The sequence below is a fragment of the Nonomuraea sp. NPDC049309 genome (assembly GCF_043196965.1).
GTDB classification, from domain to species: domain Bacteria; phylum Actinomycetota; class Actinomycetes; order Streptosporangiales; family Streptosporangiaceae; genus Nonomuraea; species Nonomuraea fastidiosa.
This window is the reverse complement of sequence record NZ_JBICSH010000005.1, coordinates 609,591-630,543: the sequence shown is the minus strand read 5'-3', so window position 1 is coordinate 630,543 and position 20,953 is coordinate 609,591. Positions and strand designations below refer to the sequence as shown.

General features: G+C 72.2%; 14 protein-coding genes. 11 read left to right on the top strand and 3 right to left on the bottom strand.

The window, feature by feature from the left end; translation table 11 throughout:
* The first annotated feature begins 5 nt into the window (after positions 1-5).
* From ACGFIM_RS31210 to ACGFIM_RS31190, 5 genes are all read left to right on the top strand, one after another.
* Entirely contained in the window at positions 6-2,582 is a 2,577-nt protein-coding gene (locus tag ACGFIM_RS31210; RefSeq protein WP_393207491.1) for a Tat pathway signal sequence domain protein, read from the top strand.
* 109 nt (positions 2,583-2,691) lie between these two features.
* Positions 2,692-4,293, top strand: coding sequence for an ABC-F family ATP-binding cassette domain-containing protein (locus ACGFIM_RS31205; RefSeq protein ID WP_393207488.1), 1,602 nt, complete (start codon positions 2,692-2,694; stop codon positions 4,291-4,293).
* Between the two features lie 113 nt (positions 4,294-4,406).
* Positions 4,407-4,622 (top strand): helix-turn-helix domain-containing protein, encoded by a 216-nt coding sequence (locus ACGFIM_RS31200; RefSeq protein WP_020547488.1) that lies wholly within the window; start codon positions 4,407-4,409, stop codon positions 4,620-4,622.
* 136 nt (positions 4,623-4,758) lie between these two features.
* Entirely contained in the window at positions 4,759-5,574 is an 816-nt protein-coding gene (locus ACGFIM_RS31195) for an enoyl-CoA hydratase/isomerase family protein (protein WP_393207485.1), read from the top strand.
* Between the two features lie 493 nt (positions 5,575-6,067).
* The gene (locus ACGFIM_RS31190) at positions 6,068-7,960 is read left to right on the top strand and encodes an ABC transporter ATP-binding protein (RefSeq protein WP_393207482.1); all 1,893 of its coding nucleotides are present in this window, start codon (positions 6,068-6,070) and stop codon (positions 7,958-7,960) included.
* 87 nt (positions 7,961-8,047) lie between these two features.
* Here ACGFIM_RS31190 and ACGFIM_RS31185 read toward each other — a convergent pair whose 3' ends face one another.
* Positions 8,048-8,932, bottom strand: coding sequence for a sulfotransferase family protein (locus ACGFIM_RS31185; RefSeq protein WP_393207479.1), 885 nt, complete (start codon positions 8,930-8,932; stop codon positions 8,048-8,050).
* Between the two features lie 30 nt (positions 8,933-8,962).
* Between ACGFIM_RS31185 and ACGFIM_RS31180 the strand changes: the two genes are divergently transcribed.
* Genes ACGFIM_RS31180 through ACGFIM_RS31170 form a run of 3 tightly spaced genes read left to right on the top strand, consistent with a single transcriptional unit; the run spans position 8,963 to position 11,503 of the window.
* On the top strand, positions 8,963-9,700 hold the full coding sequence (locus tag ACGFIM_RS31180; RefSeq protein ID WP_393207476.1) for an NAD-dependent deacetylase: 738 nt from the start codon (positions 8,963-8,965) through the stop codon (positions 9,698-9,700).
* Positions 9,687-10,589: an LD-carboxypeptidase gene (locus ACGFIM_RS31175; RefSeq protein WP_393207473.1), complete on the top strand. Its 903-nt coding sequence runs from the start codon at positions 9,687-9,689 to the stop codon at positions 10,587-10,589. Before ACGFIM_RS31180 ends, ACGFIM_RS31175 begins: the two co-directional genes overlap by 14 nt.
* 32 nt (positions 10,590-10,621) lie before the next feature.
* Complete coding sequence (locus tag ACGFIM_RS31170) at positions 10,622-11,503, top strand: hypothetical protein (RefSeq protein WP_393207470.1); 882 nt, start codon at positions 10,622-10,624, stop codon at positions 11,501-11,503.
* Between the two features lie 114 nt (positions 11,504-11,617).
* Here the strand turns inward: ACGFIM_RS31170 and ACGFIM_RS31165 are convergent, their stop codons facing one another.
* A complete protein-coding gene (locus ACGFIM_RS31165; protein WP_393207467.1) occupies positions 11,618-13,921 on the bottom strand; it encodes an excinuclease ABC subunit UvrA in 2,304 nt (767 codons plus the stop codon).
* A gap of 114 nt (positions 13,922-14,035) precedes the next feature.
* Here ACGFIM_RS31165 and ACGFIM_RS31160 point away from each other — a divergent pair, with 114 nt between their 5' ends.
* Positions 14,036-14,398, top strand: coding sequence for a YybH family protein (locus ACGFIM_RS31160; protein ID WP_393207464.1), 363 nt, complete (start codon positions 14,036-14,038; stop codon positions 14,396-14,398).
* Positions 14,399-14,581: 183 nt separating this feature from the next.
* Here ACGFIM_RS31160 and ACGFIM_RS31155 read toward each other — a convergent pair whose 3' ends face one another.
* Positions 14,582-15,733, bottom strand: a complete 1,152-nt coding sequence (locus tag ACGFIM_RS31155) for a PP2C family protein-serine/threonine phosphatase (RefSeq protein ID WP_393207461.1) — start codon at positions 15,731-15,733, stop codon at positions 14,582-14,584.
* A gap of 1,350 nt (positions 15,734-17,083) precedes the next feature.
* Between ACGFIM_RS31155 and ACGFIM_RS31150 the strand changes: the two genes are divergently transcribed.
* Both ACGFIM_RS31150 and ACGFIM_RS31145 read left to right on the top strand, forming a co-directional pair.
* Entirely contained in the window at positions 17,084-20,005 is a 2,922-nt protein-coding gene (locus tag ACGFIM_RS31150; protein ID WP_393207453.1) for a lantibiotic dehydratase, read from the top strand.
* 112 nt (positions 20,006-20,117) lie between these two features.
* Complete coding sequence (locus ACGFIM_RS31145) at positions 20,118-20,951, top strand: NAD-dependent protein deacetylase (protein ID WP_393207450.1); 834 nt, start codon at positions 20,118-20,120, stop codon at positions 20,949-20,951.
* Positions 20,952-20,953 lie beyond the last annotated feature (2 nt).

Genomic DNA, 20,953 nt, shown 5'->3' with positions numbered 1-20,953 from the left:
GGCAGATGACCGAGCTGCGCTGGCTGGACCGGCCCGCCGAGCAGGGGACGACCTGGGGCGTGCCGTGGCCGCGCGGCGCGGTCGAGCCCGGCACGCCGTTCGCGCTGGCCGACGCCGGCGGGCGGCAGGTGCCGGTGCAGAGCTGGGTGACCGCGACCTGGCCGGACGGCTCGGTCAAGTGGTCGGCGCACGCGATCGGGGCCGGGCCGCACGCGCAGGCGTACCGGCTGGAGCCGGGACGCGAGCCCGCGGCGGTGGAGAAGCCCGTCACGGTCGCCCGCGAGCGCGGCGAGCTGGTGGTGAGCACCGGCGTGATCACCTGGCGTATCGGCGGCGGCACGCTGGCCAGGTCGGTCAGCCGCGCCGGCCGGGAGATCGCGAGGGACGTGCGCCTGGTCAGCCTGCGCCAGTGCGAGCCCGCCCCCGACGAGGGCGGGCACGTGGCCCGCGAGCAGGCGGCCGGCGTCGTCGAGAGCGTCACCGTGGAGCAGGAGGGCCCGGTGCGCGCGGTGGTGCGGCTCGAGGGCAGGCACGGCGACTGGCTGCCGTTCACCGTGCGGCTGTACTTCCACGCGGGAGCCGAGCACGTACGGGTGATGCACACCTTCATCTGGGACGGCGACCCCGAGCACGACTTCCTCGCCGGGCTGGGGCTGCGCGCCGACGTGGTCATGCGCGACGAGCCGCACGACCGGCACATCCGCCTGGCGGGGGAGACCGGCTTCCTGACCGAGGCGGTGCGCGGGCTCACCGGCCTGCGCATCGACCCCGGCGAGGAGGCCCGCCGCAACCAGATGGCCGGCCGCCCCGCCGGACCCCTCGCGGAGGGGGTGGCCTCCCGGCTCCACCTCATCCCCACCTGGAGCGACTACACGCTCGACCAGACCTCGGCCGACGGCTACACGCTGCGCAAGCGCACCAAGGACGGCCACGCCTGGGTGACGATCCCGTCGGGCACCCGCTCGGCCGGATACGGCTACGTCGGCGGGACGAGCGGCGGCCTCGGCTTCGGGCTGCGCGACTTCTGGCGCCTGCACCCCACCCGCCTCGACATCAGGAACGCCGCCACCGGCCTCGCCACCGCCACCGTCTGGCTCTGGTCGCCCTCGGCCCCGGCCATGGACCTGCGCTTCTACCACGACGGCATGGGCCAGGACACCTTCGCCGAGCAGCTCGAAGGGCTGGAGATCACCTACGAGGACTACGAGCCGGGATACGGGGACCCGCGGGGCATCGCGCGTACGCACGAGCTGAGCCTGCGCTTCCACGAGACCACGCCGAGCGCGCAGGAGCTGGCCGGGCACGCCGCCGCGATGAACGAGCCGGGCCTGCTGGTCGCGAGCCCCGAGCGGGTGCATGAGGCGGGTGTGTTCGGCGTCTGGTCGCTGCCCGACCGCTCGACCCCGGCCCGCGCCGACATCGAGGACCGGCTGGACTTCCTGTTCGACCACTACGTACGGGAGCGCGAGCAGCGCCGCTGGTACGGCTTCTGGGACTACGGCGACGTCATGCACACCTACGACGCCGACCGGCACACCTGGCGCTACGACGTGGGCGGCTACGCCTGGGACAACTCCGAGCTCTCGCCCGATCTGTGGCTCTGGCTGCAGTACCTGCGCACCGGCAGGGCCGACGTCTTCCGCTTCGCCGAGGCGATGACCCGCCACACCGGCGAGGTGGACGTCTACCACCTGGGCAGGTGGAAGGGCCTGGGCAGCCGGCACAACGTGCAGCACTGGGGGTGCAGTTGCAAGCAGGTGCGCATCTCCAACGCCGCCTACCGGCGCTTCTACTACTACCTGACCGCCGACGAGCGCACCGGCGACCTGATGGACGAGCTGAGCGCCCCCGAGGAGACGTTCCTCGCCATCGACCCGCTGCGCAAGGTGCGCGACGACGTCTACACGCCCGACCCGTCGGCGCTGTCGGTCGGGCTCGGCACCGACTGGGGCGCGCTGGCCGCCGCCTGGCTCACCCGCTGGGAGCGGCACGGCGACGAGCGGGCCCGCGACCGGCTGCTCGGCACGATGGCCGACATCGCCGCGATGCCGCGCCGCTTCCTGACCGGCGAGGGCCGGCTCGACCTGGAGACCGGCCGCTTCGACACCTCGCGCGACCGGATCTCCGTCTCGCACCTGTCGTCGCTGTTCGGGCTGCCGGAGATCTGCGCCGAGCTGATCGGGCTCGGCCTGGACGTGCCCGGCTTCGAGGAGGCCTGGCTGGAGTACTGCCGGCTCTACCTGGCCACGCCCGAGCAGCAGAAGGCCGAGGTGGGCGTGGCGCTGAGCGGGATCTCGCTGATCCAGGCGCACAGCAGGCTCACCGCGTACGCGGCGGCGCGCACCGGCGATGCGGAGCTGGCGGCCCGGGCCTGGCACAAGTTCTTCACCGGCGAGGGCGACCAGCTCAACCGCAACCCGCTGCAGGAGCAGGACGAGTGGGAGCTCACCACGGTGGACGGCCCCGAGGTGCCGCACGCGGTGCGCGAGGCGGCCTACGTCAGCACCAACAGCGCGGCGCAGTACGGCCTCGCGGCCATCTGCAACGTGGCCCTGATAGGAGAGCACCTGCCGGAGAAATAGCGAAAGTGGAGCCCCTGCTCGGGGCTCTACACTGATCGGTATGCATGCTCCCGATTGACCGGCGTTCCACGCCCAATCCTCGTTTCCTAGCTCGGGAGTGTCCGGTCACATGATCATTGCCAATGATATCGAGCTGCGCGCGGGCGCGCGCCTGCTCATCGAAAAAGCCTCGTTCCGCGTCAACCCCGGCGACAAGATCGGCCTCGTCGGCCGCAACGGCGCCGGCAAGACCACGCTCACCAAGGTGCTGGCGGGCGAGGCCCTGCCCGCCGCCGGCACGGTCACCCGCGCCGGCAGCGTGGGATATCTCCCCCAGGATCCGCGCACCGGCGACCTCAAGGTGCTGGCACGCGACCGCATTCTGTCGGCGCGCGGGCTCGACGAGGTCTTCCGCGAGCTGCGCGAGGCGGAGCTCGCCATGTCCTCCGCCGACGACCGCACCCGGGAGAAGGCCGTACGGCGTTACGGCCGGCTCGAAGATCAAATGCATGTGCTGGGCGGTTACGCGGCCGAGTCGGAGGCGGCCTCCATCGCTTCCAGCCTCGGCCTGCCCGACCGGGTGCTCGGGCAGCCGCTGGAAACGCTTTCCGGCGGCCAGCGCCGCCGGGTGGAATTGGCGAGAATTCTTTTCAGCGGGGCTGAAACTCTCCTTCTTGACGAGCCGACAAACCACCTAGATGCCGACTCAATCGGGTGGCTTCGTGATTTTTTGCGCAGCCATCAAGGCGGCTTGGTGATCATCAGCCACGACGTCGGGCTTCTTGAAGCGACGGTCAACAAGGTCCTGCACCTCGACGCCAACCGGGCCACGATCGATCACTACAACGTCGGCTGGAAGGCGTACCTCGCCCAGCGCGAGACCGACGAGAAGCGCAGGAAGCGCGAGCGCGCCAACGCCGAGAAACAAGCGGGCGCGCTGCTCGCCCAGGCCGACAAGATGCGCGCCAAGGCCACCAAGGCCAAGGCGGCCCAGGACATGATGCGCCGCGCGCACCGCCTGCTCGCCGGCACCGAGGAGGAGCGCAAGAGCGACAAGGTGGCGCGGCTGCGCTTCCCCGATCCGCAGCCGTGCGGGCGCACCCCGCTCATGGCGCGCGGCCTGTCGAAGTCGTACGGGTCGCTCGAGGTCTTCACGGACGTCGACGTGGCCATCGACCGAGGTCACAGGGTCGTCATCCTCGGTCTGAACGGCGCCGGCAAGACCACGCTGCTGCGCCTGCTGGCCGGTCTGGAAAAGCCCGACACCGGCGAGATCGTGCCGGGACACGGGCTCAAGATCGGTTATTACGCCCAGGAACACGAGACTCTTGACGCCGACCGTACGCTATTGGAGAACATGCGATCGGCGGGCGGCGGCGACTTCACCGACACCGAGTTGCGCAAGGTGCTCGGCTCGTTCCTGTTCACCGGAGACGACGTCGACAAGCCCGCTGGAGTCTTGTCCGGTGGCGAGAAGACCCGTCTCGCACTTGCGATCTTGGTGCTCTCCAGCGCTAATGTTCTTCTTCTCGACGAGCCTACGAACAACCTTGATCCTGTCAGCCGAGAGCAGGTTCTCAATGCTCTGAGGTCGTATTCAGGAGCTATCGTCCTAGTGACGCACGACGAGGGTGCCGTTGACGCCCTGTCACCGGATAGGGTGATCTTGCTACCGGACGGAACTGAAGACGCATGGAGCGACGAATTTTCCGATCTTGTGGCACTCGCCTGATCTTAATTTGAGTGGGTACGGATCTTTTCCCGTGGAGTAGGTAGCCGATCCCGCTGAAATGACTGATCATGGCGGAGTAACGCTGCGGAAGTCCGGCACTACAGGAGGTACTCGTGGCCGAGACACTGAAGAAGGGCACCCGGGTCACCGGGGCCGACCGGGAAAAACTGGCCGGCGATCTCAAGAAGCGCTACGCCGCGGGTGAGAGCATCCGCGCCCTGGCCGCTTCGACCGGTCGGTCCTACGGGTTCATCCACCGCATCCTGAGCGAGTCCGGCGTGACTCTGCGCGGGCGCGGCGGTGCGACCCGGGGCAAGTCCAAGCGCTGACCGGCGTCTCGGAACGTGCGACCGCAGCCGCTCGTCCCAAGCAAGCCGGCGTCGCGCCCGAGCCAGAATCATATTCTGTAGGCTCGGGCGCGACGGTCAGCACTGCTGACATTCCGGAGAGCGGAGGGAGCGGGCGATGGCGGAAGCGCAGGCGCAACAGCGCGGGGGGATCGCGGACGACGGCTTCGCCGAGGCGAAGAGCGGAGTCCGCTACGAGGTGGACGGTGAGATAGCGACGATCACGCTGGCCCGGCCGGAAAAGCGCAACGCGCAGACGTTCGCGACATGGTCGGCCCTGGCTCGCATCGGCGAGAGCCTGCCCGAGCAGGTCCGCGTCGTCGTCGTGAAAGGTGAGGGACCGTCCTTCTCGGCAGGTATCGACCTGCGAATGTTCACATCTGAGGGGGTGCCCGGACAGGGCTCGTTCAGTACGGCGGCCACACTCGGCGACGCCGGCTTCGAGCAGCGCATCAGACAGGCCCAAGCGGGGTTCCTGTGGCTGCGCCGCCCGGAGATCGTCTCCATCGCGGCGGTTCAGGGGCACGCGATCGGCGCGGGGTTCCAGCTCGCGCTCTCCTGCGACCTTCGCATCGTGGCCGATGATGTCGCGTTCTGCATGAAAGAGCCCGCACTGGGACTGGTGCCCGACCTGACCGGGACGAAGCCCCTGGTCGAGCTGGTCGGCCTGGCCAAGGCCATCGACATCTGCCTGACCGCCAGGACCGTGCACGCCGACGAGGCCATGCGCATCGGCCTCGCGGAGCAAGTGGTCGCCCGTGGCGACCTGGAGCAAGCGGTAAGTGACAAGGTCGCCGCGCTGCTGTCCGTCAACAGGGACGCGGCCGTCGCGACCAAGCGGCTCCTCCAGGGAGCGCGTCAACGCACCTTGGAGGAGCAGAGTGTGGCCGAGGGCATCGAGCAGGCCGCACGCATCAAGGCGCTCTTCGGCTGATCCGGCTCGGGGGCCGGGCGAGGTCGTGATCCGATCGGGGCGGGTCGTGATCCGGGGACGTTCCGGCTGATTCGGGGATCAGTGGCGGCTGAGCCGGAGATCAGGGGCCGTCCCGCTGACGTGCGCCGCTCGGCGGGAGCACCCCGCCGCGACGCGCTCTGAGGCATCGTGACGCGCGTTGAGCGGCGGGGCGCTCCATGGGTCCAGGCGGGGCCTCGCAGGCTCTCAGCGGCGCGTTCAGCGGCGATCAGCGCCGGTTCAGGGTGACGCGTCCGGGTTGGGCGACGCGTCACGGTTTGGGGAGCTCGCTCCGGAGTCAAGGCTCACGCTCCGGAATAAGGCTCGCGAACCCTGGCCCCAGGACCGCGAACCTCCGCCCCGGAGCCAGGGTTCGCGGTCCCGGGTTTGAGGCGTGGGTTTCGCGGTGAGCTGATCGGGGAATCACCCCGCGCCGCCCGAGCGCTGTCTCCGGCGGAGGAAGGGAACTGCGCGGATGGCGATGATGGGCGGCGGCTTCGGGCCGCACGTGTGGGCGTCACTGCGACGCGACGGCTCGGTCCTGCAGCAGCGGCTGCGACCCGGCACGGTGCGGCGCATCGCGCGCTACGCCCGCCCCTACACCGGGCAGATCATCGCGTTCCTGGTGCTCGTGGTGGCCGGTGCGGTGATCGTGGTGGCCAACCCGCTGCTGATGAAGGCCATCATCGACGACGGCATCCTGCACAAGCGCACCGGCGTGGTCATCGGTCTCGCCGTGGCGATCGCCGCGCTCGCGCTGGTCGACGCCGGGCTGACGCTGGTGCAGCGGTGGTTCTCCGCGCGCATCGGCGAGGGCCTCATCTACGACCTGCGCACCGAGGTGTTCGACCACGTGCAGCGCATGCCGGTGGCGTTCTTCATGCGCGCGCAGACCGGCGCCCTGGTCAGCCGGCTCAACACCGACGTGATCGGCGCCCAGCGGGCCATCACCAGCACCCTGTCATCGGTCGTCTCCAACGTCGTCAGCCTGGTCCTGGTGCTGGGCGCGATGCTCGCGCTGTCGTGGCAGGTGACGCTGGTCGCCCTGGTGCTGCTGCCGATCTTCATCGTGCCCGCGAAATACGTCGGCCGCCGCATGTCGGCGCTGACCCGCGAGCAGATGCAGCTCGACGCCGAGATGAGCTCGGTCACCACCGAGCGCTTCAATGTCGCGGGCGCGATGGTGGCCAAGCTCTACGGCCGCCCGGAGGACGACGCCGCCATGTTCGGCGCCCGCGCCGCGCGGGTGCGCGACGTCGGCGTGACCGTCGCGATGTACGGCACCGTCTTCCGCGTCGCGCTCGGCCTCATCGCCGCCCTGGCCACGGCCATGGTCTACGGCATCGGCGGCGTGCTGTCGGTCTCGGGCGCGTTCGAGCTCGGCACTCTCGTCGCGCTGGCCGCGCTGCTCATGCGCCTGTACGGCCCGCTCACCTCGCTGTCCAACGTCCACGTCGACGTGATGACCGCGCTCGTCAGCTTCGACCGCGTCTTCGAGATCCTCGACCTCAAGCCCATGGTGGCCGAGCGGCCCGGCGCGGTACCCGTCCCGGAGGGGCCGGTCACGATCGAGTTCGACGACGTGCACTTCCGCTACCCGGCCGCCGAGGAGGTCTCGCTGGCCTCGCTGGAGTCGGTGGCCAGGCAGGACGCCGGCCCTTCGCACCCGGTGCTCAAGGGCGTGTCGTTCACCGCCGAGCCGGGCGAACTCGTCGCGCTCGTCGGCCCGAGCGGCGCCGGCAAGACCACGATCACGTCGCTGGTGTCCCGGCTCTACGACGTCGATCAGGGCGCGGTGCGCATCAACGGCCTCGACGTGCGCGACGCCACGCTCGCCTCGCTGCGCGACACCGTGGGCGTGGTCATGCAGGACCCCCACCTGTTCCACGACACGATCGCGGCCAACCTCCGCTACGCCAGGCCGGAGGCGAGCGAGGAGGAGATGTGGGAGGCGCTGCGGGCGGCCCAGATCGCCGACCTCGTCGCGGGCCTGCCCGAAGGGCTGGAGACCGTGGTGGGCGATCGCGGCTACCGGCTGTCGGGCGGCGAGAAGCAGCGGCTCGCGCTGGCCAGGCTGCTGCTCAAGGCGCCGCGCGTGGTCGTGCTCGACGAGGCCACCGCCCACCTCGACTCCGAGTCCGAGGCGGCGGTGCAGGTGGCGCTCAAGACCGCGCTCGAGGGCCGCACCTCGCTGGTGATCGCGCACCGGCTCTCCACGATCAGGGAGGCCGACGAGATCCTCGTCGTCCAGGACGGCCGCATCGCCGAGCGCGGGCGGCACGAGGAGCTGCTGGCCCGCGGCGGGCTGTACGCCGAGCTGTACCGCACGCAGTTCAGCTCGCCGGACGGCAGCCCGGCCGCCACCTGACGCGGCCCGGGCGCGTGAAGGCGCCGGGCGCCGCAGGGGTCCGGCGCCGGGCGGCCCGGTCAGGCGGGCGGGGCCGGGCCGAGCGGGTCAGGTCTTCAGGTAGCCGAGGCGGTTCAGCTCCTGCCGGGCGACCTTCTCCACCAGCTCCAGGTCGTCGTGGCCCAGCGCGGTACGCCAGGCGCCCACCTTCGGTACGGCGGGGTCGTACATGACGACCTTGGACACCCGCGTCTCCAGGAACTCCGAGAGCCCGGCCACCGCCTGCTGCGGCCTGCTCACCAGCTCCTCGTAGCGCAGCGTCAGCAGCTGCCGCTCGGGCAGCGTACGGCGCAGCTCGGCGCTGAGCCGCACGGCGCTGCGCCACCGCAGCGCGCTCTTGCCCGCCACGGGCATGGCCTTCCACCGCTCCAGGTGCTCCTCCTTGTTGACGCCGAGGAACGCGCTGGGGAACTCGGTGTGCTCGGCCACCATGGCCGGTTTGAACCAGGCCAGGCAGGCGGGGTCGGCGAGCATGCCGGCGACGACGTCCCTGCCGTCGCGGATCAGCTGCACGAAGCGGGCGTCGGGGAACGCCTGGAGCAGCACGGGCGCGCTGTAGAGCAGGTCGGGGCTGCCGTCGCCGAAGCGGGTGACGTCGGCGGCGCTGACGCACGGGCCGGTGCCGGTCACCCCGCCGGCGTCCCTGCACGGCTCGGCGCACTCGCCGCAGGAGCGGGGGAGCACCTGCCACGATTCGGCGAGCGCGTCGCGCATCACCTGGACGGCGCCGGTCGTACGGGACAGCGACGGCTTGCGGGCGAAGGCGTGGACCACGTGGGTCACGCTCGCGCGGCCCATCGTGACGTGGAAGCCGGGTGATCGTTTGAGGGCGCGGGCCACGAGGTCCACTCCGGAATGCGGCGCTCCGAGCAGGAAGACCGGACGGCGGACCTTGATGCCGTTGACCACGAGGATGTGGGGCGGAAGTCGCATACAGCAGCCAAGTGTGACACCGTTTGGCAGGTGAACGCGCCAACCTCAGTGTCGGTCCTCACCGGAGCAGGTGTGTCCACCGATTCCGGCATACCCGACTTCCGGGGGCCTCAAGGCGTGTGGACGAAGAACCCGCGCGCCGAGGCCGACGCGACGATCGACCGCTACCTCGCCGATCCCGAGGTCAGGCGGGCCACCTGGCAGTCCCGGCTGCACTCGCCCGCGTGGCAGGCCGAGCCGAACGCCGCCCATCTGGCGCTGGTCGAGCTGGAGCGGGCCGGGCTGCTGCGCGCGCTGATCACCCAGAACATCGACGAGCTGCACCAGCGCGCCGGCTCGTCGCCGGAGAAGGTCATCGAGCTGCACGGCACCATGCGCCGCGCCGAGTGCCTGTCCTGCGGCCTGATCACGCCCATGGAGGAGGTGCTGGCGCGGGTGGCGGCCGGCGAGGACGATCCGCCGTGCCCGCGCTGCGGCGGCATCCAGAAGGCCAACACGATCTCGTTCGGGCAGACGCTCAAGCCCGAGGTGCTGGCCGCCGCGATCGACGCGGCCCGGTCGTGCGAGCTGTTCCTCGCGGTCGGCACGTCGCTGACCGTGCACCCGGCCGCCGGGCTGTGCGGTGAGGCGCTCGACGCGGGCGCCCGGCTGGTGATCGTGAACGCCCAGCCGACCCCCTACGACCGTTACGCCGATCGGGTCGTCAACGAGCCGATCGGCCAGGCACTACCCGCGCTCGTCAAGGAGTTGATCGATGCGGCAAGGTGACACCGTCGCCATCGTCTCGCCGTCCGGACCGCCCAATCCCGAGCTGCTGCGCCGCGGCGTCGAGCGGCTGGAGAGCCTCGGGCTGAAGGTGGTGACCGGGGCGCACGCGCTCGACCGGCAGAACCTCGAGTACCTGGCGGGCGAGGACGCCGCCAGGGCGGCCGGCCTGCAGGACGCCTGGTGCGACCCGGCCGTCTCCGGCGTCTTCTGCTCCCGCGGCGGTTACGGCGCGGCCCGGCTGCTCGACCTGCTCGACTGGGACGCGATGCGGGCCGCGGGGCCGAAGGTGTTGCTCGGGTCGAGCGACATCACCGCGCTGCACAACGCGTTCGGCATCGAGCTGGGCGTGCCGACGCTGCACGGGCCGATGGCCGCCTGCGACGTGATCGCAGGGGACGAGGCCGGTCCCGAGCCCCGCACGTGGGAGAGCCTGCGCGAGGCGCTGTTCGGGACGGGAGAGCCGGCGCCGGTCACCGGTGACCGGGTGCTGGCGCCCGGCCGCGCGGAGGGCGTGGTGCGCGGGGGTAACCTGTCGTTGCTCGCCTCCATGTGCGGTACGAGGTGGCAGCCGTCGTTCGACGGCTGCATCGCGTTCCTCGAGGACATCGGCGAGGAGCCCTACCGCGTCGACCGGATGCTCACCCAGCTCTTGCAGGCGGGCGTCTTCGACGGCGTGCGAGGGATCGCGCTGGGCTCGTGGGTGGGCTGCGGAGATCCGTACCCGGTGCTGGAAGACCGGCTGGCCTCGCTGGGCGTGCCCATCGTGGCCGGGTTGCCGGTGGGACACGGGACACCCCAGATGAGCCTGTGGTTCGGGGCGCTTGGTGTTATCGATACCGAATCGTGTTCGCTGACTGGCTCGACGGAGGGCTGGGACCAGGCAAGGTAGAGGGACAAATCCGACAGAAAGGGACGCAGCACGTGAATGGGTCCGAACGTGACCACGAGCCCCCGGGCCGTACGGTCGAGGACGTCGATCTCGATTCGCTGCTGGCGCTCGTCGCGGAGTCCCTCGGATACTCCTTCTCGTTCTCCGGCGACGGCGCCCGCCTCACCCTCACCGGCGCGGCGGGGCCGCACGCGGGGCTGGTCGTCAAGCTGACCGGACTGCGGCGCGAGGCCGCGCGGCGGGCCAGGGAGGACTGGCCGGTGCTGGTCTCCGAGCACCTCGCGCACGCCGTCGCCACCGCGGGCGAGCGGGTGGACGTGTGCGACCTGGAGCAGGCCGCGCCGCTGCTGCGCATCAGGGTCGAAGCGGTCGACGAGGTGCCCGACCTCACCCGCGTCGTCGGCCGCCACCTCAACGCCGACCTGGTCGAGCTGCTCACCGTGGGCGCGCGGCTGGTCCGCCCCGAGGAGTCGGGCTGCTGGCCGGTCTCCGGCGGGCAGGCGCTCGACCGGGCCGTGGCCAACGTCCGCAGGCACGGCTCGCTGACCACCGAGCACATCGAGCTGTCCGGCACCCCGGTCATCCGGCTGACCGCCGAGAGCCCGTCGGCCGCCGTCCACCTGCGCTGGCTGGACGAGTACGTGAACGTGCCCGATGACGGGGTGCTCGTGGTGCTGCCCGACCCGTACACGCTGCTCGTGCACCCCGTCGACGGCATCGGCGTGGTCCGCGCGCTCGAACGGCTGCGCGTGCACGCCGTGCGCACCGACGGGCTCAGCCCCCAGGTCTACTGGTGGCACGACGGGCGGCTGACGCTGATCAGGGCCGACATCGTCGCCCAGGACGGGCAGACCAGGCTCGTCGTGGCGCCGCCGCCCGAGTTCGCCCGCGTCCTGGCCCGCCTCGCCGTCTGACCCCCGCCGCGCGAGCCCGCTTCCCCCTGCCCGCGCCGCCTGAACCCGCTTCCCCCTCCTGCCCGCGCCGCCCGAGCCCGCCTCGCCGTCCCGCCCGCGCCGCCCGAGCCCGCCTCAGCCGGTGTGCCCGACATAGTCGCGCAGGTGGACGGCCGTCAGCGAGGTGCCGCCTGCGACCAGCTCGCCCGGCGTGCCGGTGAAGACCACCTGCCCGCCGTCGTGACCGGCGCCGGGGCCGAGGTCGATGATCCAGTCGGCGTGCGCCATGACGGCCTGGTGGTGCTCGATCACGATGACCGTGTTGCCGTCGTCCACCAGGCGGTCGAGCAGCGACAGGAGCTGGTCGACGTCGGCCAGGTGCAGGCCGGTGGTGGGCTCGTCCAGCACGTACGTGGTGCCGGTCTTCGCCATGTTGATGGCGAGCTTGAGCCGCTGCCGCTCGCCGCCCGAGAGCGTCGTCAGCGGCTGCCCGAGCCCGAGGTATCCGAGGCCGACGGCCATCAGCCGGTCGAGGATGACGCCCGCCTGCCCGCCGGGGAAGAACTCCCTGGCCTCGGCCACCGGCATCTCCAGCACCTCGCTGATGTTCTTGCCGCGCAGCCGGTACGTCAGCACCTCGGGCGTGAACCGCTTGCCCTCGCACTGCTCGCACACCGAGGCCACCCCGGCCATCATCGCGAGGTCGGTGTAGATGAGGCCGATGCCCTTGCAGGCCGGGCAGGCGCCTTCGGAGTTGGCGCTGAACAGGCCCGGCTTGACGCCGTTGGCCTTGGCGAACGCCGTACGGATCGGGTCGAGCACGCCGGTGTAGGTGGCCGGGTTGCTGCGGCGCGAGCCCCTGATCGGCGACTGGTCGGCCACGACCACGCCCCCGCGGCCCGCGACGTACCCGTGGATCAGCGAGCTCTTGCCCGACCCCGCCACGCCGGTGACCACGGTGAGCACGCCGAGCGGGATGTCCACGCTCACGTCGCGCAGGTTGTGCAGGGTGGCGTTCCTGATCGGGAGATGCCCCGTGGGAGTGCGGACCTTCTCGCGCAGGCCGACCCGGTGGTCGAGGTAGCGGCCGGTGAGCGTGCCGGAGGCGCGCAGGCCCGCCAGGTCGCCCTGGTAGCAGATCTCCCCGCCGGCGGTGCCCGCGCCGGGCCCGAGGTCGACCACGTGGTCGGCGATCGCGATCAGCTCGGGCTTGTGCTCGACGACGAGCACCGTGTTGCCCTTGTCGCGCAGGCGCAGCAGCAGCCGGTTCATGCGCTGGATGTCGTGCGGGTGCAGGCCCGCGGTCGGCTCGTCGAAGACGTACGTGACGTCGGTGAGGCTGGAGTTGAGATGGCGCACCATCTTGACCCGCTGGGCCTCGCCCCCGGAGAGCGTGGCGGACTCGCGGTCGAGGCTGAGATAGCCGAGGCCGATGCCGACCAGCGAGTCGAGCGTGGACAGCAGCCCTTCGAGCACCGGGCCGACCGACGGGTCGTCGATGCCGCGGACGAACGCCGCCAGGTCGTCGATCTGCATCGCCGCGCACTCGGCGATGTTCCTGCCCTGGATACGGGCCGTGCGCGCGGCCTCGTTGAGCCGGCTGCCGCCGCACGAGGCGCAGGTGGCGAGCTTGATCGCCCGGTCGGCGAACGCCCGCGCCGCCGGCTGCATCGACTCGCGGTCCTTGCCCAGGTACGACCTGCGCACCTTGAGCACGAGCCCCTCGTAGGTGAAGTTGCCCGCGCTGTACTTGAGCTTCACCGCGGGCTTGTAGAGCAGGTCCCGCCACTGCTGCTCGGTGAAGTCCTTCAGCTTCACCGCCGGGTCGAAGAAGCCGGAGCCGGCCACGACCTGCCACTGCCAGCTCCCGACCGCGAAGCCCGGGATCCTGATCGCGCCGTCGTCCAGCGACAGCTCCCGGTCCACCAGCGCGTCCACGTCGATCTCCGACGCCTTGCCCAGGCCCTCGCACTCGGGGCACATGCCCTCGGCCCGGTTGAAGCTGAAGGCGTAGGCGGGGCCGACGTGGGGGCGGCCGATGCGGCTGAACAGGATGCGCAGCATCGTGTGGGCGTCGGTCACGGTGCCGACGGTGGAGCGCGGGTTGGCGCCCATGCGCTCCTGGTCCACGATGATCGCCGCACTGAGGTTGTGCAGCGCGTCGACGTCGGGACGGCCGAGGCTCGGCATGAACGACTGGATGAACGCGGTGTAGGTCTCGTCGATCAGCCGGCGCGACTCGGCGGCGATCGTGTCGAAGACGAGCGAGGACTTGCCGGAGCCGGACACCCCGGTGAACACGGTGAGCCGCCGCTTGGGGACGTCGAGGGAGACGCCCTTGAGGTTGTTCTCCCTGGCGCCGCGGACCTGGATGTGGTCATGGCTGTCGGCCAGGGCGTGATGAGCGTCGCCGATGCCTGCCTCGGGGCTGGAGAGCATGGGGTCCTTCCGTCGCCGGCCGAATTATTTATGCTGTAAGGAGATAGGGTCGGGACAGCGTACACCGGCTTCGGGGCCGATTGTGCCCCGAGGCACCGACAGAAATGAGGAGTCATGACGCTGGAAGACGTCGGGGAGCGCGCCGCCCGGCCCGAGGACCTCAGCCGCTTCGTCGTCGAGCGGCTCAACGCGGGCGACGTCGAAGGGCTGGTGGCGCTGTACGAGCCGGACGCGGTCCTGGCGCTGCCGGACGGCGGGGTCGCCAGGGGGCGCGACGAGATCCGCCGGGCGTACGCGGCGCTGGTCGCCGACCGGCCGGTCTTCACCCCGGGCGAGCAGCAGCCCACGCTGGTCAGCGGCGACCTGGCGCTCACCTCCGTACGCCTGCCCGGCGGCGGCGTCACCGTGGAGGTGGCCCGCCGCCAGCAGGACGGCACGTGGTTGTGGGTGATCGACCAGCCGGCCCTGCCCGCCTAGGCCGGGGCCTCCCGCTGGGCCGGGAGCGGGTTGCGCATCACCGCCACGCGCGAGCCGCGCATGCGGACGAACGACACGAAGTACGGCGCCGGTCTTGGGTGCGGTCCGTGGAACCCGTACGGGCGTTCCAGGAGGCTTGGGCGGGCCACGCGGTCACGAAAAGTCACGAAAAGTCGCGAGGGGTCATGAAGAGATCGTCGGCGGGCCCATGCGGCGCAGCGTCAGGATCGCGATGTCGTCGCGGGCGTCCGAGCCGGTGAACGCCCGGATGTCCGCGCCCAGCGCGCGAGCGAGCGGCACCGGCGGCTGCGCCGCCCACTCCCGCAGCCGCTGCTCCAGCGGGTAGAACGCGCCGCGCGGGTTCCGCGCCTCGGTCACCCCGTCGGTGCACAGCAGCAGCGTCGCGCCCTGCGGGAACGAGAACCGCGTGGCGCGGCGCGGCTCCGGCCACAGCGACGCGAGCCCCAGCGGCAGGGCGGGCTCGCCCAGATCCACCTGGTACGCCGTGCCGTTGAAGATCAGGAACGGGGCGATGTGGCCACAGTTGATCGCCTCTGCCGCCGAGTCTCCCGCGATGTCCAGCACCAGGGCCGTGACCAGCCGCTCGGGCTCGCCCGTCATGGCGGCGAACACGTTCTGCCGCACCACCGTCGTCTCCAGCGCCGCCACCACGCCGGCCAGCGTGTGCTCGCGGTAGGCGGCCTCGCGGAACGAGCCCAGCACGGCCAGCGCCATGCCGATCGCGGGCAGCCCCTTGCCCTGGACGTCCGCGATCAGCACCCGCGTGCCGTGCCGCGACACGGCCACGTCGTACATGTCGCCGCCGACCAGGGCGTCCTCCTCAACCGGGTGGTAGAGGCCGTCCACGGCCACCTCGGCCGTACGGAGGGGGAGCGGGCGCACGATGAGCCGCTGCAGCGCCGAGGCCGCCGAGCGCAGCCGGTGCACCTCCTCCTCCCTGTGCACCCGATAACGGCAGCTCAGCACGCTCACCACGCCGAACACCGCCGTGAACGCGGCCGCGAGCAGCAGGTCGTCGGCCTCTGCGCCCAGGTAGTAGCCGGTGCCGACCTCCACCAGCACCACCCACACCGAGGCGGCGATCGTCTGCTTGACGTCGCCGACACCCGAGACGACGGCAGGAAGGAAGATCAGCAGCGGGTACAGGCGGATGGCCGTGCCCGTCGTCAGGTCCAGCGCGAGCACGAGGGCCGTGATGACGAGCAGCCCCGCCACGAACAGCGGCGTCCACAGGTAGCGACCGCCGCCGGACCCGCCGCTCGACCTGCCGCCCGGCCACCTCGCCGGCCCGCCGCCGCCCGACCAGCCGCCCACGGCCCCACCGCCCCGGCGCCCCCCGCCTTCGCGCCCATCGGCACCTCCGCGCCCGCCGCCGGACCCGCCGCCTCGGCGCCCTCCGTTCGGCCCGGCGACTTCGCCTTTGCCGGTGCCTTCGCGCCCGCCGCCGGACCTGCCGTTTCGGTGCTCTCCGTTCGGCCTGGCGTCTTCGTGTCTGCTGGTGCCTTCGCGCCCGCCGCCGGACCTGTCGCCTTGGCGCCCTCCGCTCCGGTCCGCACCCCGGCGCCCTCCGCCCCGCTCGGCACTACGTCCCTCGCTCCGGTCGGCACTGCGTCCTTCGGTCTGGGCGGAGGGCCGGTGGTCTCCGGTTTGGTCGATGGTTGGAGGTTTTCCGACCTTGTCGGTGGTTCGGTGCGCTTCGGCTTGGTCGGTGTGGCGTCTTTCGGCCAGGTCGGTGGTTTGGAGCCTTACGGCTTGGTCGGTGGATCGGTGTCTTTCGGCCCGGTCGGCAAGGCGCTCTCCGGCCCGGTCAGTGGCCTGGTCTTCGTCGCTCCGGCCGGCCTCCCTGGTGCTCGCGTCACCGCCCGTCTCGCCGCCCGCGTCACCGTCCACTCGGTGGTTGCGCTCGCAGTCCGGTTCGCTGCCCGCTTCACCGTCGGCTCGGTGGGTGTGCTCGCAGTTCGCCGCTCCCTCCGGCCCGTCGCCCGGGAGGCCGCGTGCTGTGTCTCCTGGACGGCCGATCGGGGCGCTCGCATGCGCGTCGGCCGGAACGATCGCGTGGCCGCCGGCCTGGCCGTCCGTGTGGCCGTCCGATGGACCGGTCCTGTGGCCGTCGGCCGGGCCTTCGGCGGCCGGGCCCTTCCCGCGCCCCCGTCGCGCGTCTTCCGTCACTGTCTCCCGCACCCCCATGTCACCTTCTATCAGGCCGTTTCGCCTCTCCGGCCCGCGGCGCGCGTCCTTGACCCCACCTTGCCCCGGCAAGTAAATGAGAATCTTTCGCGCGGACGTATTCACACGTTTATCGAAGCGGCTCGCGTAAGTAGTCCCACGCCGCTCGTAAGCGTTTTCATGGGGGAGAAAACGACGGCTCGGCGAGGCCGTCGTTAATGCGTTTTCAGCTCGATTCAGGTGTCGGGTGGATACGGAGCGTTGACTGTGTGTCCGGGAAGGATAGGCCTGTCAGCTACGGAAAGTAAACAGTCGCGCCCCTTTTGCGGGGGTTTGCTGGAGTTGCTTGGTAAATGCGGTAAAGGCGGAAGAGCGGCGACCTCGAAACTCATTTTCTTTTCCTCGCCAAACGCATTGACAGAAATAAATGATCTTGTAAGCATCTGAGTTGAGACGCGGTGCGGCGGCGAATTCTTGTCAGGAAAGGGAGCGGTCCATATGGACATCGAGCACGACTGGACCCTGCTGCCGGCCGTGGTCGTCCGCAGCGCCGGGTTTCCCTGGGAGCTGGTGCTGTCACTCGCCTACCTCAGGGCGGCGGAGGCGGCCGCGGTCGTCGTACACCTGGAGCGCAAGGCACTCGACCTGCTCGCCGACGCTCCCGCCGCCGACCCCCGCCCGGCCGGGACGTCCAGCGGCCGAGCGGGCACGGGCTCGGGCGCCGGTTCGGGCACGGGCACGGGGATGGGACGGCCGTCGCGCGGGGTGCGGGGGCGCCTGCGCGATCTGCGGCCGCTACCGTCGGGGACCGTCGTGTCCGGGGCCGACGACGCCGGTAACTGGGTGCTCGCCTGGAACGAGGTCACCGGCCTGCTGGAGCGCGCCAAGCTCACGCTCACCGCGCTCGTCGGCGGCGACGCCGCCCGCACCCGGGGCGCCGTGTCGAAGCTCACCGCCGACGAACGCTTCCTCGACGCTCTCGTGTGCTCCGCGCCCGGTCTCTACCGCGACCTGCGCCACGGCGCCAAGGGCGGCAGGACCCGCCGCGAGCTCGCCGCCCACCTGCAGCGGCTGACCACCTCGTGCGAGACCGACGGCTGCTACGGGCCGCTCAACTACGGCACGGTACGGCCGGGACCCTCCGGCCACACCTGGCAGGGGCATCGCGTGTACGCCGAGCGGCTCGCCTACCCGGCCGGCCGGGTGAACGAGGCGCTGCAGCAGCGCATCCTGGCCGACCCCGCGCTGGTGGCCGGGCTGGTGCCGCGCCGCAGGACCCTGGTGGGCGAGGTGCGCGACGGTGCGGGCTTCACCGGTCACTGCGACGGCCGCCGCACGCTCGCCGAGATCGCCGCCGAGACCGGCATCGGCATGGAGCGCGCCGCGGCGGCGCTGACCGTCGCCGTACGGCGCGGGCTGCTCACCCACGACCTGTGCCCGCCCGCCGGCGTCGGGGATCCGCTGGCCTGGCTGCGCGACCGCCTGACCGCCCGCGGCGTCCCGGTCCAGGAGGGCGACGACCCCGCTTCGGGCCTGCCGGGGCCGGGCGGCGCACCGCGCCGGGGGCGCGTCCAGCCGATCGCTCCCTGCGAGTGCCGGCTGCCGCCGCACCCCGCGCACGAGGGCTTTCCTCCTCCCGGCGGCACCGGGCTCCGGCCCGCCGGCGAACGCGACGACCGCACCGGGCACGGGGGCTCTGGTGCGGCGGGTCCGGAGTCCGGCGCCCGGCCTGCGGATGAGCCGGAGGCCGGGCCCGGTGGCGGGGCCGTCGGGCGGTCAGGGGCCGGGGCGGGGGAGAAGGGCGTCTCCGGGGAGCGGCCGGTGGGGCGGTCCACCGAGGCTGCGGGCCGGGGGCAGGCGGGGGCGTCGGGGACGTCCGGCCGGGAGTTCGTGGCTCCCGCGGGCGTGCCCGTGCAGCGCGGGCTGAGCGGCGCCGGCCAGGCGCCCGGGTCCGAGCTGCCGGTGGGGCGGCGGGTCGGGGAGATCAGCGAGTTGCTCGCGAGGTATCCCGCCGCCTCACCCGACGTGAAGCTGGCCGTGCAGCGGCGGATCGAGGCGCTGGCCGGCCTCGGCGGGCACCGCGACGACCAGGCGGTGGTGCACGAGGCCGCCGCGGGCACGCTGCGGGTCGGCATCGGCGACGCGCTCGCCGCCGACCTGCGCGAACGCGTGCCGAGGGTGCTCGACCTGCTGGCCGAGGAGGCCGAGCTGACCCGGCTGCGCACCAACCGGCTGCTGGCGGGCCGGCTCGGGCCCGGCACGTACGCGCTGGCCGACGCGCTGCGCATGACCGGCGACCTGGAGATCGACCACGGCGACCGGCTGCCCGCCCGCATCGCCGAGCTGGTCCGCGCGGCCCCTCCCGGCGCCACCGTGCTGAACCTCGCGGGCCTGCTCGGCGAGCCCGTCCCGCCGGCCGCGCCCGTGCTGTGCTCGGCGGACGTGATGGTGGCCGCGGGGGAGCTGGAGGCGTACGAGCCGGGCGTGACCCCGCTGGTCCTGACCGGCCTGCACGACGGGGTGCTGCTCACACCGTGGGCGCTGCAGTTCCACGACGAGAGCGAGGCCTGCCTCGCCGAGCGTGACGAGCAGGTGCGGCGGGCGCTGGCCGGGTTCACGGTGCTGAACGTCGTCTCCAGGCCCGAGCACGGCGTGCCCAGGCCCGACCTGCCGGGGCCCGTGCTGGAGCTCAACGGCGGGACCGCCGATCCCGGCCGCCGCAGGATCGGCCTCGACGAGCTGTACGTGCACAGCGACGGCCGCCGCGCGGTCCTGCACGCCAAGGGGTTCGAGGAGCCGCTGCTGTTCAACGACGGCGAGCACGACACCGCGCTGCACACCGCGCTCGCGCTGCCCAGGCTCCGGCTGCCCCGCTTCCACGACCTGCCTCGCATGCCCAGGCTGACCTGGGACAACGTCGTGCTGGCCGGGCGGCGCTGGCAGCTCGGCGCAGGAGCGTTCGAGGCGCTCGGGCAGGCGGGCGGCGACGGCGACCTGCTGGTGAGCATGGCCCGGCTGCGGGAGACGTACGAGCTGCCCGTGGTGTTCTACGCCGCCACCGCCCGCGAGCGCATCTACGTCGACACCCGCTCGCCCGCCCTGCTCGAAGGGCTCGCCCGGCTCGCCGCCGGGGGAGAGGGGATCACGGTGAGCGAGGTGCTGCCGGGGCCGGAGGGGTGCTGGCTGCGCGACGGGGAGCACCGGTTCGCGGCCGAGCTGCGCTGCGTCTACCTGCGCCCGGCGGGCGGGAGCCGCCGGGAGGAGACCGGCGCCGGCACGCGCCCCCGCCGTACGGACGCCGGCGCCGGTCCTGGGCAGGCCGCACGGACGCCGGTCGCGGAGCCCGTCACGCGCCGGTTCGGCCGGTCCGCGGTCCACCCCTACCCGTGGCACGGCGCGGCCACCCGCTCCAGCCGGTGACCCCGGCACGCCCGTGTGGGCGGCCCGGCGATCGGGTGACGCGCCCGCGCGGTGACCCCGGCCGGGCTCGCGGGCGGCGCGGAGGTGGCGGGGCGGAAGGCACCATAGAGAGGTGACACCAAGCACCACAAAGGTGGCCGAGCTCGCCGAGCTCGTCGCCAAGGGCGGGGTGGCCGTGCTCAGTGGGGCGGGGCTGTCCACCGAGTCCGGCATCCCCGACTACCGGGGGCCGACAGGGCGGTCGAGGCGGGCCGAGCCGATGACGTACCAGAAGTTCGTCGGCAGCGCGCAGGCCCGGCAGCGGTACTGGGCGCGCAGCCACGTCGGCTGGCGGCACATCGGCTCGGCGCGCCCCAACGCCGGGCATCGCGCCGTGGCCGCGCTGGAGCGGCGCGGGCTGCTGGCCGGGATCGTCACGCAGAACGTCGACGGCCTGCACCAGGCGGCAGGCGCGCGGGAGGTGATCGAGCTGCACGGCGGGCTCGACCGCGTGGTCTGCCTGTCGTGCCGCGAGCGCACCCCGCGCGCCGAGCTGGAGCGCCGGCTGAACGAGGCGAACCCCGGCTGGGACGCGGGCGGCACGATCAACCCCGACGGTGACGCGGTCCTCACCGACGAGCAGATCGCCGGGTTCAAGGTCGTCGACTGCGACGGCTGCGGCGGCGTGCTCAAGCCCGACGTGGTGTTCTTCGGCGAGAACGTGCCGAAACCCCGGGTGGAGCAGTGCTTCGCGGTGGTGGAGCGAGCGAGGGCGCTGCTCGTGCTCGGGTCGTCGCTGGCGATCAGGTCGGGGCTGCGCTTCGTCACCAGGGCGGCCGAGCTCGGCATCCCCATCGCGATCGTCAACCAGGGCCCCACCGGCGGCGACGGCGCGGCCGCGCTCACCCTCGACGCCCCGCTCGGCGCGACGCTGACCGACCTCACCGCCCGGCTCGGGGCACAATAGGG

Bases quoted from the DNA above. Each gene is read 5' to 3' on its own strand.
- ACGFIM_RS31150 (WP_393207453.1), top strand. From the start codon at position 17,084: ATGGACATCGAGCACGACTGGACCCTGCTGCCGGCCGTGGTCGTCCGC.
- ACGFIM_RS31175 (WP_393207473.1), top strand. From the start codon at position 9,687: ATGCGGCAAGGTGACACCGTCGCCATCGTCTCGCCGTCCGGACCGCCC.
- ACGFIM_RS31210 (WP_393207491.1), top strand. From the start codon at position 6: ATGACCGAGCTGCGCTGGCTGGACCGGCCCGCCGAGCAGGGGACGACC.
- ACGFIM_RS31190 (WP_393207482.1), top strand. From the start codon at position 6,068: ATGGCGATGATGGGCGGCGGCTTCGGGCCGCACGTGTGGGCGTCACTG.
- ACGFIM_RS31165 (WP_393207467.1), bottom strand. From the start codon at position 13,921: ATGCTCTCCAGCCCCGAGGCAGGCATCGGCGACGCTCATCACGCCCTG.
- ACGFIM_RS31205 (WP_393207488.1), top strand. From the start codon at position 2,692: ATGATCATTGCCAATGATATCGAGCTGCGCGCGGGCGCGCGCCTGCTC.
- ACGFIM_RS31195 (WP_393207485.1), top strand. From the start codon at position 4,759: ATGGCGGAAGCGCAGGCGCAACAGCGCGGGGGGATCGCGGACGACGGC.
- ACGFIM_RS31160 (WP_393207464.1), top strand. From the start codon at position 14,036: ATGACGCTGGAAGACGTCGGGGAGCGCGCCGCCCGGCCCGAGGACCTC.
- ACGFIM_RS31185 (WP_393207479.1), bottom strand. From the start codon at position 8,932: ATGCGACTTCCGCCCCACATCCTCGTGGTCAACGGCATCAAGGTCCGC.